This window comes from Ruegeria sp. AP12, assembly GCF_056540025.1.
Genome location: NZ_JBQFVZ010000001.1, coordinates 947,072 through 963,283 on the forward strand (window position 1 = coordinate 947,072; position 16,212 = coordinate 963,283).

Below are 16,212 nucleotides of genomic sequence, written 5' to 3' on the forward strand. Positions count from 1 at the left end.
GAAGGTACGCGCGCTAGGGCCCAACCTCAAGTCACGCCGGAGCGAGCACGCCCGACAATGCGCGGAACAATGCCGTACCATCAGTGCCACCGTGACCTTCATCCGCGGCCCGTTCAGGGTGCGGCATCATCCCGAGAACACGACGGTTTTCCGACAGGATACCAGCAATATCCCCGACCGAGCCGTTCGGGTTCTCGGTATAGGTGAACGCAATCCGGTCCTGATCACGCAACATGGACAATGTGGCGTCATCCGCGAAATAGTTGCCATCGTGATGCGCAATCGGAATGCCGATCACATCGCCAGCATTGTAGCCTTCGGTAAAGGCGCTGTTGCTGGTTTCGACCTTCAGGCCGACGGTTCTGCAGATGTATTTCAGCCCCGCATTGCGCAACAACGCGCCCGGCAGGATACCGGTCTCGGTCAGGATCTGAAAGCCGTTGCAGATACCCACGGCATAGCCGCCACGCTCGGTATGCTCGACCACCGCCTTGCAGATCGGCGACTGGGCCGCAATCGCGCCGCACCGCAGGTAGTCGCCATAGGAAAAGCCGCCCGGAACGCCGACGATGTCAATCCCGTCCGGCAATGCCGCGTCCTTGTGCCAGACCATATCGACCTGAAAACCGGCTTGCTCGAAAGCCACGGCAAGGTCCCGGTCGCAGTTTGAGCCGGGGAATACGATGACGGCAGCACGCATGGCAGACCCTCCTTTGCGGGTAATATCAGACCAGTTCGATCTCGTAGCGTTCGATGACCGTGTTGGCCAACAGCTTCTCGCACATCTCGGTCACGTCAGCCTCGGTCGCGCCGTCTGCCAGCTCAAGGTCGATCACCTTGCCCTGGCGCACACCTTCGACCTGATCAAAGCCCATGGCGCCCAATGCGTGCCGCACAGCCTCGCCCTGCGGGTCCAGCACCCCGTTCTTGAGCATCACATGCACCCGTGCTTTCATTTTCGCAACTCCACCTGCGGGCCGCGCGTCAGGGCCCATTTCGTTGCGCGGGGGATAGCGTGGTTGCGGCCTTGGGACAACCCTGTTTGCACCGCAGTTTGACGCAGGTCGTTTTCTGGCCGCCACCGACAGGCTTGTGCGACCAAGCCAGTCAATTCGGCGGCCCTGAATCCGCAAAGGGCGGTCACACTGGACGGGCTTTCAATCCCAACAAAAAAGCGCCACCGGTTTCGCGGCGGCGCTTTGTTTCATCAGCCAAAGGGATCAGTTGATCAACGTTGGCTTGGTCACGTTGCTTTTCGGCAGCACACCCAGACGGCGCGCGACTTCCGAATAGGCATCGGTCAGATTGCCCAAATCACGGCGGAATACGTCCTTGTCCAGCTTTTGACCGGTTTCAATATCCCACAACCGGCAGCTGTCGGGGCTGATTTCATCGGCCACGATCAAGCGCTGGTAATCGCCATCGAAAACGCGCCCGATTTCGATCTTGAAGTCGATCAGGCGAATGCCAACGGCCAGCATCAGACCGCTCATGAAATCATTGACGCGCAGCGCAAGGCTTAGAATATCGTCCATGTCCTGCTGGCTGGCCCACCCGAAGGCGGCGATATGTTCCTCAGTGACCAGCGGATCGCCCAGCGAGTCATCCTTGTAGCAATACTCGACAATCGGGCGCGGCAACTGCGTGCCTTCGGCAATGCCCAGACGTTTGGACATCGTCCCTGCGGCATAGTTCCGCACGATCACTTCCAGGGGCACGATCTCGCAATTGCGCACCAGTTGCTCGCGCATATTCAGGCGGCGGATGAAATGCGTGGGTACGCCGATCTGGTTCAGACCGTTCATGAAGAACTCGGACAGGCGGTTGTTCAACACGCCCTTGCCATCGATCACGTCCTTCTTTTCCGCATTGAACGCGGTGGCGTCATCCTTGAAATACTGCACAATCGTGCCCGGCTCGGGGCCTTCATACAGAATCTTGGCTTTGCCTTCGTAGATTTTCTTGCGACGCGCCATAAGCGACCTTTCCAGACTGATCAGAGGGATCGAGTCCCCTCACGTTGGCGTCCTCATAGTCCAAGCCCCCTCTTCCCGCAAGTTTACAGACCAGCGAGACTTTGACACAGCGCAAATACCTTGCACCGATGGTCCCGTATGGTCATATCATCAATGCAGACATCCTAACCCAAGAGGCCCCTGTCCCATGACCACTTTTGACGAGCGTGAAGCTGCGTTTGAATCGAAATTTGCACATGACGAAAAGATGCAGTTCATCGCCCGGATGCGCCGCAACCGGTTTATGGCTGTCTGGGCCTCGACCCTGAAGGGCGAGACCGTTGAACAGGCGCGCAAATACGGGCAGGAACTGGTTCATACGGACCTGCAGAATGTCAGCGAAGATGACGTGATCAACGCGGTCAAAGGCTATCTGGGCGATCTGGCGGATGAAGCCAAGATCCGGTCCAAAATGGCAGAACTGCTGGTTGAGGCCAAAGAACAGGTCATGGCCGAGGCCGATATCTGACCCTTCTCACAGAATTGCTCATGATCTTCATGAGTAATATGAATTTGATTTGACGCCCCTGTCATGAGACACGGGGCGTCTCTTTTTTCTTACAGGCGCATTACGCCTTGCTTCGGAATACCCCAATGACAAACGCGCTGACTGAACTTCTGAACACCGTCGATGCCATTCTGGCAGACGGCGCGACCGGCACCAATCTGTTCAATATGGGCCTGCAATCCGGCGATGCGCCCGAGCTTTGGAACATTGACGCGCCGGACAAGATCAGGGCGCTGTATCAGGGTTCGGTCGATGCGGGCAGCGATCTGTTTCTGACCAACACCTTTGGTGGCACAGCCGCACGGCTGAAACTGCACGACGCGCAGAATCGCGTAGGTGAGTTGAACCGTATCGGGGCCGAACTGGGCCGTGAAGTGGCGGACAAGGCCGGGCGCACCGTGATCGTGGCCGGGTCCGTCGGCCCGACCGGTGAGATCATGGAGCCTGTCGGCAGCCTGTCCCATGCCGAAGCGGTCGAGATGTTTCATGAACAGGCCGAGGCGCTGAAAGAAGGTGGCGCTGACGTTTTGTGGTTGGAAACCATCAGCGCGCCCGAAGAATTCCGCGCCGCCGCCGAGGCGTTTGCACTGGCCGACATGCCCTGGTGTGGCACCATGAGCTTTGACACCGCCGGGCGCACCATGATGGGCGTGACCTCGTCCGATCTGGCCCTGCTGGTCGAGACCCTGCCCAACCCGCCAGTGGCCTTTGGCGCGAATTGCGGCACAGGCGCGTCGGACATTCTGCGCACGGTTCTGGGCTTTGCGGCTCAGGGTACCGAACGCCCGCTGATTTCCAAAGGCAATGCGGGTATTCCGAAATATGTGGATGGCCACATCCACTATGACGGCACGCCTGATCTGATGGCGCAATACGCCGTGATGGCCCGCGATGCCGGGGCCACCATCATCGGTGGCTGCTGTGGTACCATGCCCGCGCATCTGGAAAAGATGCGCCGCGCTTTGGACACCACGCCGCGCACGGAACGTCCAACGCTGGACCAGATCACCGACGCGTTGGGGCCGTTCACGTCGGCCTCGGACGGCACGGGCGAGGATGCGGCAGCGCCGGAACGGCGCACGCGCCGTCGCCGCCGCGCCTGATTGCGATCAGCGCCCCTCGAACTTTGCGGGGCGCTTTTCCAGAAAGGCCACAACACCTTCGGCAAAGTCGCGCGAACGTCCGCATTCGCCCTGCAGATGCGCCTCGGTCGTCAACTGCTGCGTCAGCGTGTTTTCGTATGTTCCGCGCAGGGCCTGTTTCATTGCTGCAAAGCCTGCGGTCGGGCCGTTGGCCAGATAGGTGGCCCGCTTGCGCCAATGCGCGGCAAATTCCTCATCCGCGACGGCTTCCCAGATCAGACCCCAGTCATCCGCCTGACGGGCACTGATTTTCTCGGCAAACAGCGACGCCCCCATCGCCTTGGCCAGACCCATCTGACGCGGCATGAACCAGGTTCCGCCCGCATCCGGCAACAATCCGATCAGGGCAAAAGCCTGCAGGAAATACGCACTTTCGGTTGCGATCACCACATCGGCACACAGCGCTAGATTCGCCCCCGCCCCGGCAGCCGGGCCATTCACGGCGGCGATGGTCGGAACTGGGCAGTCATGGATGGTTTCAAGCATCGGCTGATACTCATCACGCAGGGACCGTTCCAGATCGATCTTTCCGGTCGATGACGCATCGCCCAGATCCTGCCCCGAGCAAAACGCCCCACCCGCCCCGGTCAGCACGACGCAGCGCGCGTGGCGAGCGGCATGTTTCATGGCATGGGTGATTTCCGCGCGCATCTGCGTGGTCAGAGCGTTCATCTTGTCCGGACGGTTGAATGTCAGAACGGCAAGCCCGTCCGTGATGTCCAACAGGATCGTTTCATAATCCATGCAAAGCCTCCCCTGGCGACAGTTTCAGCGAACCCTGACGTATTCGCAGGACAAGGGGAAGTGGAACCGCGCGTCAATCTTCCAGAATCTGACGCAGCCGTTCCTTTTCTTCGTCGCTGAGCGTATCTGTCTCGCCCGCGGCCTGAACTTTGGAACGGCTTCGAACAAAGCTCCACCCCATGCCAGCCGCAACCAGCAGCATCAGCGGACCGGCCAGCCACAACATCAGGTTGGAACCCGTAACTTTCGGTTTCAGCAATACATATTCGCCATAGCGATCGACGATAAAGGAAATCGCCTGCTCGTCTGTATCCCCCGCGACCAGCCGTTCCCGCAGCAACAGGCGCAGATCGCGGGCGAGGTCCGCGTTGCTTTCATCGATGCTTTCATTTCGGCACACCAGACAGCGCAACCCCGTGCTAAGGTCACGCGCGCGCTGTTCCAGAACCGGATCGTCCAACACCTCGTCAGGCTGCACGGCAAATCCGGGCGTCGCCAGCAACATCAGGATCAAGATCAGGCGCTTCATTCCGCAGGTACTCCGGCCGAGGGCGTCTTGCGCGCGCCAGCAGCGACACGGAAACGCCGGTCACACAGGCTGAGAACACCACCCAGCGCCATCAGGATACAGCCCGCCCAGATCCAGTTGGCAAAAGGTTTGACATAGGTCCGCATCACCCAGCCCCCATCGGCCTGTTGATCGCCAATCACCACATAAAGATCACGCAGAACCCGGTAGTCAATCGCCGCCTCGGTGGTGGGCATGCGCGCCACCGGATAGTCTCGTTTCTCTGGGTGCAAAGTGCCAATCACCCGATCGCCGGATTCAACCAGAACATCGGCCGTGGTCGAAAAATAGTTCGGTCCCTGCACGCGTCGCACGTCTTCCAGCGTCAGGGTAAACTGCCCCACCTCGAACGGCTGACCGGGTTGGGCGACCCGAATATCCTCAACCTCCCACGCGGTCAGACCGGCGATGGCGAAGATGGTGACGCCCAGCCCGGTATGGGCCACGGCCTTGCCCCAATCGGCCCCCGGCAGGCGAAACAGCCGTTTCAGATTTCCTTTTCGGCCCGTACGGCTCCACAGATCAATAATCGCGCCGAGCGTGATCCAGGCCCCAAGGAACAGCCCCACCGGACCCAGCGCGCTGCGCCCGGTCTGCATTGCCCAAACCAACAGCCCCAAGGCCACGGCCAGCAGAAAGGCATAGCGCAGAGACCATGCCGTCTTGCCCAGCTTGCCCCGTTTCCAAGGAAGCATCGCACCAATGGGCAGAACGAGACCCAGCAGCACCATGAACGGCGTGAAGGCGACATTGAAAAACGGCGGCCCGACCGAGAGTTTCCGGTCAAACATCATCTCGGCCACCATCGGCCACATGGTCCCGGCGAATACGACAAAGCAGCTGACGGCCAGAAGAACGTTATTCACCACCAGCGCGCTTTCACGGCTGACAACACCAAAGACGCCCTTAGCCTCCATCGCCTGCGCGCGCGCCGCAAACAGGGTCAGTGCGCCGCCGATGAAGAAAACAAGGATCATCAGGATGAACACGCCGCGCTCGGGATCCGTTGCAAAGGCGTGCACCGAGGTCAGTAGGCCCGAGCGGACAATGAACGTCCCGATCAGCGAGAACCCAAAGGCGATGATCGCCAGCAAGATGGTCCAGCTTTTTAACGCTTCGCGCTTTTCAACCACAATGGCCGAATGCAACAGCGCCGCCGCCAGCAACCACGGCATGAACGAGGCATTCTCGACCGGGTCCCAGAACCAGAACCCACCCCAGCCAAGCTCGTAATACGCCCACCACGATCCCAGCGCGATACCGATGGTCAAAAAGACCCAGGCCGCCAGAGTCCACGGACGTACCCACCGCCCCCAGGCCGCATCAACCCGCCCCTCGATCAGCGCGGCGACGGCAAAGCTGAAGGCCATGCTAAGGCCCACATAGCCGAGGTACAGAAACGGCGGGTGAAACGCCAAACCGGGGTCCTGCAGCAGCGGGTTCAGGTCGCGCCCATCAAAGGGCGCAACGGCAAGCCGGTCGAACGGGTTCGAAGTGAACAGGATAAAGGCAAAAAACGCCACCGCCACGGCCGATTGCACAGCCAGCACCCGTGCCTTCAACGTCGGCGGCAAGCCACCCCCAAACACCGCTGCCATGGCACCAAACAGAGTCACGATCAGCACCCATAGCAGCATCGACCCTTCGTGGTTCCCCCATGTCCCGCTGATCTTGTAGATCATCGGTTTCGCAGAGTGACTGTTTTCAACCACGATCCGCAGCGAGAAATCCGAGCTTGTGAACGCCCAGACCAAGGCCCCAAATGAAAATGCGGTCAGCAGGAACTGTGAAATCGCGGCAGGTTCCGCAAATATCATCCACCCGGTCCACCGCTTGGCAGCGCCGACAAGGGGCACCACGCTTTGCACGATGGCGATCAGAAAGGCTAGAATTAGGGCGAAGTGACCAAGCTCTGTAATCATGCCCATGGATATACTCCGCGGGCTTCCTGATCGCCAATCACTTTCGCCCATTTCAGGCGCACATAGTGTCGCGGTTCAGGCGCTGCGCAACCGTTTCCAATCGACCAATGCAGGATTGGGATCGGAGCGCATCACCTCAAGCTGCAACCCGGCATCCGGGCCGGTATCGGCAACGCCCGGGCTGTCACTGCGCAACTCCCTCAGCGCGCGCAGATTGTCCATGACCTGCGGGGCCCGCAACATGGTCTGAGATATCTCACGCTGCAGATCCTGCGCCTTGGCCTGATGCCGCGCACCGAAATAGAACGAGACGATGACACCCAGCAACCACCACAAAGGTTCAGGCACCAGTGCGATCCCCTGCATCCGCGCGGCAAACCACAATGGGTCGATCATCGCCGCCGCAAACAGGCCCAGCGTTCCCAACGCCAGCGCCGGGCGCGGTACGCGGTTCAGCCCGTCCATAAACCGATCAAACGCACCTTTGCGCGGCACCTGAAACTCGGCCCGGAATTGCGCCATCGCCTGCCCTTGCACGGCCAGCGCCCGCCTGGCCCCTTCTTCGGAGTTTTCTCTGAATATTTCCGCAGTTTCACGCACGATGTTGCGCCCGCCGCCGAATAGAAAACCCAACACGCCCGTAATCAACCCCATGCCGCAACTCTCCTTTGAAACTCAACGTCGCCCATGTGGTATTTGGGCGAAATAAACTCCTCGGCCCGCCTGATCCATCCGCCTTTCCCACCGGCACGGCTGCGGGCGTATTTTCGCGATGCGGGGCGTCGATCCGCCAACCGGAAATAGTAGTTCCGACGCGCCACGCCATATGCATCCCGAAGGGCAACAGCGTCAGGGCGCAACGCCTCCTCACAGGCGCGTTCCGTCTGCGGACCAATGACCCCATCAACCGCCACATCAAAGCCCATCTCACGCAACAACCGCTGAAGGATTCGAACCGCCTGCGCACCCGCGTTGACATACATGTCAAACACCGTCGCGTGCAGAATATCGGGCAAAGCGGCAATGCGTGGCTTCTCAAAATAGTGCCGCACGAAAATATCGACCGCCTGCCCACGGCTCAGCACCCGGACATCAGCGGTGTCGACCTGCCCATCGCCGTTCAAATCCAACCCAAGCCTGCGCATGGTGTGAATGGTAACGCCAAACTTCGTGGCCCCGCCCGGATCGTCCGGGTCGTCCACAAATCCGCCTTCCCGCGCTACGATCTCTGCCGCTATCTGTCGAACCGTCTGCATATCTTCCCCTGACCAATCTGCCGGGCAAAACGGTCACGCAAGACAGTTTACATCCCCAAACGAAACAGGGCGCTGCCGCCTGATACGCGCAACGCCCCTGCTTCTTCTGTTCAAAAATACCTCCGCCGGAGGCACGCAGCGCAGCTGCGTTCAGCTTTCCTCAGGCCCCTTGTAGACGCCTTGTTCTTTCAAAGCATCCATTACTTCCTTCGGCATATAAGTCTCATCGTGTTTCGCAAGTATTTCAGTGGCTTCAAAGACACCATTCACGTAACTTCCGGTCCCCACCATGCCCTGATTCTCAGAAAACAGATCCGGCAGAACACCGGTAAACGCCACCTGCACGCTTTCGCCGCCATCGGTCACGACAAAACGCACAGTCTCGCCCTGCCCGCGAATGATCGAGCCTTCCTCGACCAGGCCACCGATACGAAACACCTCGGTCGGTGCGGGCGGTTCCGCGATCACCTGACTGGGCGAGCGGAAAAAGTTGATGCCGTCGCGCATTGCGTACCCAATCAACGCCGTCGACGCCACAAGGGCGACAACGGCCACCAGAATGATCTGAACTCGACGACGTTTCTTGAGCGTTTTCATACCGTCCTCACGGGAATAGAGGGGCCATCATCAGCCCCCGGGTTTCATCCTCACCTAACATCAGGTTGGCGTTCTGCAAGGCTTGCCCACTGCTACCTTTTGTCAGGTTATCCAGCGCAGCGACCACAATCGCGCGCCGTTCGATCCGGTCAGCCACCACACCGATATGGCAGAAGTTCGAGCCCCGCACATGATGGGTCGACGGGGCTTCGCCCATTGGCAGCATCTGAATGAACGGCTCGCCTTCATAGGCCTTGGCCAGCGTTTCATAGATGCTCTGCGGATCGCCCTTTACATAGGTCGTCGCCAGAATTCCGCGGTTCGCCGGGATCAGATGGGGGGTGAATTGCACATGGACCGTGCGCCCGGCGAGTTTCGAGAATTCCTGATCAAACTCACCCAGATGCCGGTGCGTACCGCCGATGGCATAGGCGTTATATCCCTCGCTCAACTCGGCGTGCAGCAGATTCTCTTTCAAAGACCGCCCCGCACCCGAGACTGCGCATTTCAAATCCAGCACGATATCGTCCAGATCGATCACACCGGCCGAGATCAACGGCCGCAGTACATATTGACCCGTCGCCGCGTTGCACCCCGTGCCCGCCACAAGCCGAGCGGTGCGGATCTCGTCCCGGTAGAACTCGGTCAGGCCATAGACAGCCTCTTCCTGCTGCTCCAGCGCGCTGTGCGGATTGCCGTACCATTTTTCGTACTCATCCGCGTCCCGCAGCCGGAAATCTGCGGACAGGTCGATGATTTTCAGGGTCTTCGGCAGATCCCGGATCACATCCTGACTGGTTTTGTGTGGCAAAGCGCAGAAACACAGATCGATCCGAGAGAAGTCAATTTCCGAAATCTTGCACAGATCCGGCAGGTCCATATGGCGCAGATGCGGGAAGACCTGCGCCATGCTCATGCCTGCCTTACGCTCGGCCGCCAGCGCGACGATGTCCATGTTCGGGTGCTCGGCGATCAGCCGCACCAGTTCGGCGCCGGTATAACCGGATGCGCCCAGAATTGCTATTTTGTGGGTCATGTCAGACCTCTTCTTTCCATGTGTCACATTTCATGACCGCCGATGTGACGGTCTTGGATTTAGAAAATTGGAAGGGGCGCGTCCTTGACCTAAATCAGGCCGCCTCGAACGAGATTTGTCGTCGGAGGAATTGTGTCGCCCGATCGCTGACAAAACCCGGCTTGCCGGTCGTCAGGAATCCGCTCGTGCCGTCGCCCAGCATATTGGGGTGGCGTTGCAGGTAGTCCGCCAGACTTGCGGCAACCAGATCGCCCTGGCTGAAGACCTGAACATCCGGGCCCAACGCGGCCTGAAAGGTCTCGGCCATCAACGGGTAATGGGTGCAGCCCAGAATCGCGGCCTGAGGGTCGGGCATTTTCCGTTTCAACGCATCCACATGGCTGCGGACCAATGCCTCGGCCAGAATCATGTCGCCATCTTCAATGGCATCGACCACACCACCGCAGGCCTGCGCCTCGACATCGACGCCAATCGCGCGGAACGCCAGTTCCCGCTGAAAGGCCCGGCTGGATACGGTGGCAGGTGTGGCAAACAGGGCAACGTGCTTCACCGCAACCTCGCGCGGGGGTGAGTTATCGCCCCACTGCCGTTCGGTCAGTGCTTCGATCAGAGGAACGAAAACGCCCAGAACCCGCTTACCCTCGGGCACACCCGCTTCCTGCATCCGCCGCAGCGCAGCGGCGCTGGCGGTATTGCAGGCCAGAATCACCAGATTGCAGCCGCGATCCCACAGTTCGTGCACCGCCTTGCGGGTCAGCTGATAGATATCCTCGGCGTCGCGCACACCGTAAGGCGCGTGTGCACTGTCCGCAAAATACAGGAAATCAACGTCCGGCAGGTGTTTCTGCGCGGCGTTCAGGACGGTCAGACCGCCCAAACCGGAATCAAAGATGCCTACTGCCATTTGCCCCTTCAGGCGCGATGCCGTTCCTCGAATTCATAGCCGTAGTCATACGACTTCAGCGGTGTCGGAGACAGCTCATACGTGGCTTTGCGCAGGAAATCCATCATCTTGCGCGTATCCTTGCCCAACGGGTCCAGAACATCGCGCCCGATGGGCTCGCCAATCACCACTTTGACCGGGGTATCGACGCGTTTCTTGAACTCTTTGATCAGCAATCCCATGCGCAACGTGTTGTGCAAATGGCTGGCGATCTGGAACAGGCGCGAGGTGTGCCCGTCGAAAAACACCGGCACCACGGTCGCATTCGATTTTGCCACCATTCGGGCCGTGAACCCACGCCAACCCGGATCCATCGGATAGGCAAACGGGTTGACCGCCGTGCTGACCGTACCGCCCGGGAAAATCCCAATCGCCCCGCCATCCCCCAGATAGTTCAGCGCGGTTTTGCGGGTTTCTAGGTTCAGCTTCATCGCCTCTTTCGTCTCATCAAACGAAATCGGCAGGATGATGCGGTTCAATTCCTCGGCCTTGCGGAACACCCTATGGGCCAGAATGCGGAAATCGCCGCGCGTCTCGGAAAGCATATGCCCCATCATCAGACCATCCAGAATGCCATAGGGGTGGTTGGCAATCAGGATCAAAGGTCCGTCCTTGGGGATATTCGACAACGACCCGCCCACAACGTCCAGCGTCAGCCCATATCGTTCGACCATGACGGCCCAGAAGTCGCGCCCTTTGGCCACGTCTTTTTCATACCCATCCGCACGCTTGATCAGGCGCATTCGGCCCGTTGTATTCTCCATAAGCTTGATAACCATCCGACCGCCTTTGGTTTCGGCGGAATGGGCGTAGGAAATGTCACGAACGACATGACGGCGCGAGGGCATTTACGGACTCCGGTTGTTCGCCTGTATTATATGTTTGAGGCGCAATTTTGCCTAGCTATCGTGACAGGTTTGTGACGCCTCATTCCGCCGCAGCGCGCAGTTCAGGCCCGCCGCTGTGGATGGTGGCCAGCAACTCCTCGCGCCGTTTCGCGGCTTTGGCCTCGTTTTCCAGCAAAACCGGGCCGAAACCGCGGATTTCCAGCGGCAGACGCGCCAGGGCGGCAATGGCTTCTTGCGTGTCCTGAGACACCAAAGGCAGGACCTGCTTCATGTCCTTTTCATATTGCCGGATCAACGCGCGTTCCATTTTGCGCTCGGCCGAGTATCCGAAAATGTCCAGAGGCGTTCCCCGCAGCACCTTCATCTTTGCCATCAGCTTAAGCGGCCCCAGCATCCACTCACCAAAGGCGCGTTTGCGCGGTCTGCCGTTACTGCCTGCTCCGCCAAAGATCGGCGGAGCAAGATGGAAGGTCATCTTGAAGTCGCCATCAAACTCCGCCGCCGCTTTGTCGCGGCTGCTGAGCAGCAAACGGGCAACCTCGTATTCGTCCTTGTAGGACAACAGTTTGTGGTATCCCTTGGCTGCCGCTTCGCGGATCTTGGCATCCTCGATCCCATCCACCAGCTTGCGATAACGTTTGGCCAGCCGCTTGGATTGGTAGTTGGTCAGGTGCTGCGCCCGGAACTCAATCATCTGGTCCAGAGATTTCGGCAACTCGGTGACCGAGGGCGACAACATCGCCTGCACCTCGTCCGGGTGCAGAACAGCCCAGCGGCCTACATCAAAGGCGCGTTTATTGCGCTCAACCGCTGTGCCGTTGAGTTCGATGGCACCCATTACGGCCTCGTAGGTAACCGGCAGGACGCCGCGCTGCCAGGCCGCACCAAAGACCATCATGTTGGAGTAGATCGAATCGCCCATCACCACCTTTGCCAACTCTGTGGCGTCGAATAGCGTGACATCGTCTTTCAGCCGCGCCTGCAAGGCCAGTTCCAACTGATCGGCCGGGATGCGGAATTCGGTGTCGCGGGTGAAATCGCCGGTCACGGTTTCGTGGCTGTTGACCACGGCACCTGTCTGTCCGGCCCTTGTCAGGCCCAGCGTCTTGGCCCCGGCTGAAACCACCAAATCGCCACCAATCAGCGCGTGCGCCTCACCGGTGGCCACGCGAATGGCGCTGATGTCTTCCGGCTTGTTGGCCAGACGGCAGTGGATATGAACCGCACCGCCTTTTTGCGCCAGACCCGCCATCTCCATCATGCCTGCGCCCTTGCCATCTATCTGCGCGGCCTGCGCCAGAATAGCACCAAGGGTCACGACGCCCGTGCCACCAACCCCGGTGATGACCACGTTATGGGTGCCCTTGATCTGCGGCAGCTCAGGCAAGGGCAGATCGGGCAGATCAAGCTGTTTCGTCGCCTCTTTCCGAATTTTAGCTCCTTCCAGAGTGACAAAGGACGGGCAGAACCCGTTCAGGCAGGAAAAATCCTTGTTACAGCTTGATTGATCAATCGCCCGCTTGCGGCCCAGTTCGGTTTCCTTGGGCACGATCGAGACGCAGTTCGATTGCACCCCGCAATCGCCGCAACCTTCGCAGACATCCGTGTTGATAAAGACGCGCTTGTCCGGGTCCGGGAATTCCCCCCGCTTGCGGCGGCGGCGTTTTTCAGCAGCGCAGGTTTGGACATAGACGATGACCGAGACACCCTCGATCTCGCGGAACCGATCCTGCACTTGCATCAGTTCGGCCCGTTCGTAGGTTTCGACGCCGGAGGGCAAGGCGCCAAGGTTCACGTCTTCTTTCTCGTCATAAACCAGCGCTACGTGTTGAACGCCCATGGCCTTGACCTCGGCCACGATCCGTTCGGCGGTCAGATCGCCTTCGTTTCCCTGTCCACCGGTCATGGCAACCGCGTCGTTGAACAGAATCTTGAAGGTGATGTTCGTGCCCGCCGACAAAGCGGCCCGGATCGCCTGCACGCCCGAGTGGTTATAGGTTCCGTCGCCAAGGTTCTGGAACACGTGATTGGTGGTCGAAAACGGAGCCTCCCCAATCCAGTTCGCGCCCTCGCCGCCCATCTGAGTGAACCCGGTCGTTTCCCGATCCATCCACTGCACCATGTAATGGCACCCGATCCCGGCATAAGCCCGGCTGCCCTCGGGCACTTTGGTCGAGCTGTTATGCGGACAGCCTGAACAGAAATACGGCAGACGCGTTGCGATTTCCTGGGCGTTGTCGGCCCGACGCGCCTCGGACAGTTTACCCAGACCGGCGCGAACACCATCGGTATCGCGGCCCTCTTCGATCAGGATCTCACCCAGTTTCTCGGAAATCATGATCGGGTCCAGCGCGCCGCGCGTGGGGAACAACTCCTCGCGGTGCAAGGTCCCGGCCCCGCCTTTGTACCAACCGTAAACGCGGCGACCCCGGCGGTCGTCAAAGATGGCTTCCTTGACCTGCACCTCGATCAGCTTGCGCTTTTCTTCAACGATAACTATCAGGTCCAGCCCCTCGGCCCAGTCATGGAACCCGGCCATATCCAGCGGAAACGTCTGCCCGATCTTGTAGGTGGTAATGCCAAGGCGCTCGGCCTCGGCCTCATCAATGTTCAGCAGCGACAGTGCGTGCGCCAGATCCAGCCAGTTCTTGCCTGCGGCTACAAACCCGATCTTCGCGCCCGGCTTGCCCCAGACACGTTTATCCAGCTTGTTGGCATGAGAAAACGTCTCGGCCGCGAAACGTTTATAGTCGATGATCCGCGCCTCTTGCAGATGTGGCGTGTCGCCCAGTCGGATGTTCAGCCCGCCCTCGGGCATGTCGAACTCGGGCATTACCAGACCCACCCGGTCCGGCCTGCCATCCACGACCGAGGTCACCTCGATCGTGTCCTTCATCGTTTTCAAGCCAACCCAGACACCGGCAAAGCGGCTGAGTGCAAAGCCGTAGATGCCGTAGTCCAATATCTCCTGCACGCCCGCCGGGCTGACCACCGGCATATACATATCGACCAAAGACCACTCGGATTGGTGCAACACGGTCGAGCTTTCGCCTGTGTGGTCATCCCCCATCGCCATCAGCACGCCGCCATGCTGTGCCGTGCCCGCCATATTGGCGTGACGCATCACATCACCCGACCGGTCGACACCCGGCCCTTTGCCGTACCAAAGGCCGAACACACCGTCATAGCGCCCATCGCCACGCAGCCCTGCCTGCTGGCTACCCCATAACGCCGTCGCGGCCAGATCTTCGTTCAGACCGTACTGAAAGGTCACGTCACTTTCGGCAAGATATCGCTGCGCCCGCATCATCTGCTGATCAACGGCTCCAAGTGGCGAACCGCGATATCCGGTCACCAGTCCCGCCGTATTCAGCCCGGCCTTCTGGTCGCGCGCGCGCTGCATCAGCATCAGCCGCACCAGCGCCTGCGTTCCGTTCAAAAGAACAGGCGATTTCTCAAGATCGAACCGGTCGTTCAGCGATATTTGTGGCTGACTCATCAGACGTCTCCCCTCGTCAGATCAGTGTGCTTCATATTCTCGCATATTAGGTCACAAAGGCTGACCTGCATAGAGTTTATCCACTGAAACCTAACGATTTCACCGTTTGTTTGTGGAACTTGTTACCTATTTCATATAGGCCTTCCCGAGGATAACGAAAGTTGCGGCGATGGATTGGGATAAGCTTAGGATATTTCACGCGGTTGCAGATGCAGGCAGCCTGACCCATGCGGGGGACAAGCTCAATTTGTCTCAATCCGCCGTGAGCCGTCAGATCCGCGCGTTGGAAGAATCACTCGATGCGACCCTGTTTCACCGTCACGCCCGTGGCCTGATCCTGACCGAACAGGGTGAGTTGCTGTTCGATGCGACCTCGGCCATGTCCAAACGCCTAGACGCTGCCGCTGCCCGCATCCGCGACAGCGAGGATGAGGTGTTCGGCGTCCTGCGTGTGACCACGACCTTCGGCTTTGGAACCCTGTGGCTGGCCCCGCGCCTGCCAAAGCTCTACGAGCAATACCCCGATCTGAACATCGACCTGATGCTGGAAGAACGCGTTCTGGACCTGCCCATGCGTGAGGCCGACGTTGCCATCCGCATGAAGGAACCCAGCCAGGCCGATCTGGTGCGCAAGCGGCTGATGACTGTACAGATGACGCTGTATGCCACGCAGGAGTACATCGAAACGCATGGCGGCAACCTGAAGTCGCTGGACGAGATCAAGGATCATCGCCTGATTTGCCAAACGCCTGCAGCGCCTCAGGTCGGGGCAAGCGCGTCAATGGTGCGCCATTTGATGACCTATAATCCGGGATCGCTGCTGACGGTGAACAACTACTTCGGCGTACTGCAGGCCGTGCTACACAATCTGGGCATTGGCGTTCTGCCCGATTATGTCACGCAGGATTTCCCGCATCTGGTCCCGGTCCTTTCCGATATCGAAACTGCCGATGTTCCGGTTTATCTGGCCTACCCCGAGGAATTGCGGCACTCCAAACGCGTTGCAGCGTTCCGCGATTTTGTTCAGGCCGAAATCATTGAACAACGCAAGCAGTTGAAGAAATTGGGTAAACTATAGATATGCGCGCAGGGCATATCAGGGTTGTCAAATGCACAGCCTGAAACTCCTTGAAC

Annotated in this window: 16 protein-coding genes; 3 read left to right on the top strand and 13 right to left on the bottom strand. The window is 59.3% G+C overall.

Annotated features, from left to right (window positions below; all coding sequences use genetic code 11):
* Window positions 1-31: 31 nt before the first annotated feature.
* The 3 genes from purQ to purC form a co-directional block, all read right to left on the bottom strand.
* Window positions 32-700 (bottom strand): phosphoribosylformylglycinamidine synthase subunit PurQ, encoded by a 669-nt coding sequence (gene purQ, locus ACR0E6_RS04795; protein WP_480581303.1) that lies wholly within the window; start codon window positions 698-700, stop codon window positions 32-34.
* 25 nt (window positions 701-725) lie between these two features.
* A complete protein-coding gene (gene purS, locus ACR0E6_RS04800; RefSeq protein ID WP_117872765.1) occupies window positions 726-956 on the bottom strand; it encodes a phosphoribosylformylglycinamidine synthase subunit PurS in 231 nt (76 codons plus the stop codon).
* Window positions 957-1,220: 264 nt separating this feature from the next.
* Window positions 1,221-1,976 (bottom strand): phosphoribosylaminoimidazolesuccinocarboxamide synthase, encoded by a 756-nt coding sequence (purC, locus tag ACR0E6_RS04805; RefSeq protein WP_170450855.1) that lies wholly within the window; start codon window positions 1,974-1,976, stop codon window positions 1,221-1,223.
* Between the two features lie 187 nt (window positions 1,977-2,163).
* Between purC and ACR0E6_RS04810 the strand changes: the two genes are divergently transcribed.
* Complete coding sequence (locus ACR0E6_RS04810) at window positions 2,164-2,484, top strand: DUF1476 domain-containing protein (protein ID WP_170518424.1); 321 nt, start codon at window positions 2,164-2,166, stop codon at window positions 2,482-2,484.
* 125 nt (window positions 2,485-2,609) lie between these two features.
* The gene (bmt, locus tag ACR0E6_RS04815) at window positions 2,610-3,626 is read left to right on the top strand and encodes a betaine--homocysteine S-methyltransferase (RefSeq protein ID WP_480581306.1); all 1,017 of its coding nucleotides are present in this window, start codon (window positions 2,610-2,612) and stop codon (window positions 3,624-3,626) included.
* Between the two features lie 6 nt (window positions 3,627-3,632).
* Here bmt and ACR0E6_RS04820 read toward each other — a convergent pair whose 3' ends face one another.
* From ACR0E6_RS04820 to ACR0E6_RS04865, 10 genes are all read right to left on the bottom strand, one after another.
* Window positions 3,633-4,409, bottom strand: a complete 777-nt coding sequence (locus tag ACR0E6_RS04820; RefSeq protein WP_480581309.1) for an enoyl-CoA hydratase-related protein — start codon at window positions 4,407-4,409, stop codon at window positions 3,633-3,635.
* 73 nt (window positions 4,410-4,482) lie between these two features.
* Complete coding sequence (locus ACR0E6_RS04825; protein ID WP_170734692.1) at window positions 4,483-4,938, bottom strand: cytochrome c-type biogenesis protein; 456 nt, start codon at window positions 4,936-4,938, stop codon at window positions 4,483-4,485.
* Complete coding sequence (locus ACR0E6_RS04830; protein WP_170622285.1) at window positions 4,935-6,899, bottom strand: heme lyase CcmF/NrfE family subunit; 1,965 nt, start codon at window positions 6,897-6,899, stop codon at window positions 4,935-4,937. The genes ACR0E6_RS04825 and ACR0E6_RS04830 overlap by 4 nt, the downstream gene beginning before the upstream one ends.
* 75 nt (window positions 6,900-6,974) lie before the next feature.
* Window positions 6,975-7,553 carry a holin family protein gene (locus ACR0E6_RS04835; RefSeq protein WP_480581312.1) on the bottom strand — a complete coding sequence of 193 codons (579 nt, stop codon included), beginning with the start codon at window positions 7,551-7,553 and terminating at the stop codon, window positions 6,975-6,977.
* Entirely contained in the window at window positions 7,544-8,155 is a 612-nt protein-coding gene (locus ACR0E6_RS04840; protein WP_480581315.1) for a holin-associated N-acetylmuramidase, read from the bottom strand. Before ACR0E6_RS04840 ends, ACR0E6_RS04835 begins: the two co-directional genes overlap by 10 nt.
* Window positions 8,156-8,305: 150 nt before the next feature.
* Window positions 8,306-8,752, bottom strand: a complete 447-nt coding sequence (gene ccmE / locus ACR0E6_RS04845) for a cytochrome c maturation protein CcmE (protein ID WP_170450870.1) — start codon at window positions 8,750-8,752, stop codon at window positions 8,306-8,308.
* Window positions 8,753-8,759: 7 nt separating this feature from the next.
* Window positions 8,760-9,788: an N-acetyl-gamma-glutamyl-phosphate reductase gene (argC, locus tag ACR0E6_RS04850; RefSeq protein ID WP_480581318.1), complete on the bottom strand. Its 1,029-nt coding sequence runs from the start codon at window positions 9,786-9,788 to the stop codon at window positions 8,760-8,762.
* Between the two features lie 94 nt (window positions 9,789-9,882).
* A complete protein-coding gene (locus ACR0E6_RS04855) occupies window positions 9,883-10,692 on the bottom strand; it encodes an aspartate/glutamate racemase family protein (protein WP_170518399.1) in 810 nt (269 codons plus the stop codon).
* Window positions 10,693-10,700: 8 nt separating this feature from the next.
* A complete protein-coding gene (locus tag ACR0E6_RS04860) occupies window positions 10,701-11,579 on the bottom strand; it encodes a lysophospholipid acyltransferase family protein (protein WP_170518396.1) in 879 nt (292 codons plus the stop codon).
* Window positions 11,580-11,658: 79 nt separating this feature from the next.
* Window positions 11,659-15,078 (bottom strand): indolepyruvate ferredoxin oxidoreductase family protein, encoded by a 3,420-nt coding sequence (locus ACR0E6_RS04865; RefSeq protein WP_480581322.1) that lies wholly within the window; start codon window positions 15,076-15,078, stop codon window positions 11,659-11,661.
* A gap of 169 nt (window positions 15,079-15,247) precedes the next feature.
* Between ACR0E6_RS04865 and ACR0E6_RS04870 the strand changes: the two genes are divergently transcribed.
* Entirely contained in the window at window positions 15,248-16,156 is a 909-nt protein-coding gene (locus tag ACR0E6_RS04870; protein WP_170450880.1) for a LysR family transcriptional regulator, read from the top strand.
* Window positions 16,157-16,212: the final 56 nt, after the last annotated feature.

Excerpts from the sequence above, each read along its gene's own strand:
- ACR0E6_RS04835 (WP_480581312.1), bottom strand. The coding sequence starts at position 7,553 with ATGGGGTTGATTACGGGCGTGTTGGGTTTTCTATTCGGCGGCGGGCGC.
- ACR0E6_RS04855 (WP_170518399.1), bottom strand. The coding sequence starts at position 10,692 with ATGGCAGTAGGCATCTTTGATTCCGGTTTGGGCGGTCTGACCGTCCTG.
- purQ (WP_480581303.1), bottom strand. The coding sequence starts at position 700 with ATGCGTGCTGCCGTCATCGTATTCCCCGGCTCAAACTGCGACCGGGAC.
- ccmE (WP_170450870.1), bottom strand. The coding sequence starts at position 8,752 with ATGAAAACGCTCAAGAAACGTCGTCGAGTTCAGATCATTCTGGTGGCC.
- ACR0E6_RS04810 (WP_170518424.1), top strand. The coding sequence starts at position 2,164 with ATGACCACTTTTGACGAGCGTGAAGCTGCGTTTGAATCGAAATTTGCA.
- ACR0E6_RS04865 (WP_480581322.1), bottom strand. The coding sequence starts at position 15,078 with ATGAGTCAGCCACAAATATCGCTGAACGACCGGTTCGATCTTGAGAAA.
- ACR0E6_RS04830 (WP_170622285.1), bottom strand. The coding sequence starts at position 6,899 with ATGATTACAGAGCTTGGTCACTTCGCCCTAATTCTAGCCTTTCTGATC.
- bmt (WP_480581306.1), top strand. The coding sequence starts at position 2,610 with ATGACAAACGCGCTGACTGAACTTCTGAACACCGTCGATGCCATTCTG.
- ACR0E6_RS04840 (WP_480581315.1), bottom strand. The coding sequence starts at position 8,155 with ATGCAGACGGTTCGACAGATAGCGGCAGAGATCGTAGCGCGGGAAGGC.
- argC (WP_480581318.1), bottom strand. The coding sequence starts at position 9,788 with ATGACCCACAAAATAGCAATTCTGGGCGCATCCGGTTATACCGGCGCC.
- ACR0E6_RS04860 (WP_170518396.1), bottom strand. The coding sequence starts at position 11,579 with ATGCCCTCGCGCCGTCATGTCGTTCGTGACATTTCCTACGCCCATTCC.
- ACR0E6_RS04820 (WP_480581309.1), bottom strand. The coding sequence starts at position 4,409 with ATGGATTATGAAACGATCCTGTTGGACATCACGGACGGGCTTGCCGTT.
- ACR0E6_RS04870 (WP_170450880.1), top strand. The coding sequence starts at position 15,248 with ATGGATTGGGATAAGCTTAGGATATTTCACGCGGTTGCAGATGCAGGC.
- purS (WP_117872765.1), bottom strand. The coding sequence starts at position 956 with ATGAAAGCACGGGTGCATGTGATGCTCAAGAACGGGGTGCTGGACCCG.
- purC (WP_170450855.1), bottom strand. The coding sequence starts at position 1,976 with ATGGCGCGTCGCAAGAAAATCTACGAAGGCAAAGCCAAGATTCTGTAT.
- ACR0E6_RS04825 (WP_170734692.1), bottom strand. The coding sequence starts at position 4,938 with ATGAAGCGCCTGATCTTGATCCTGATGTTGCTGGCGACGCCCGGATTT.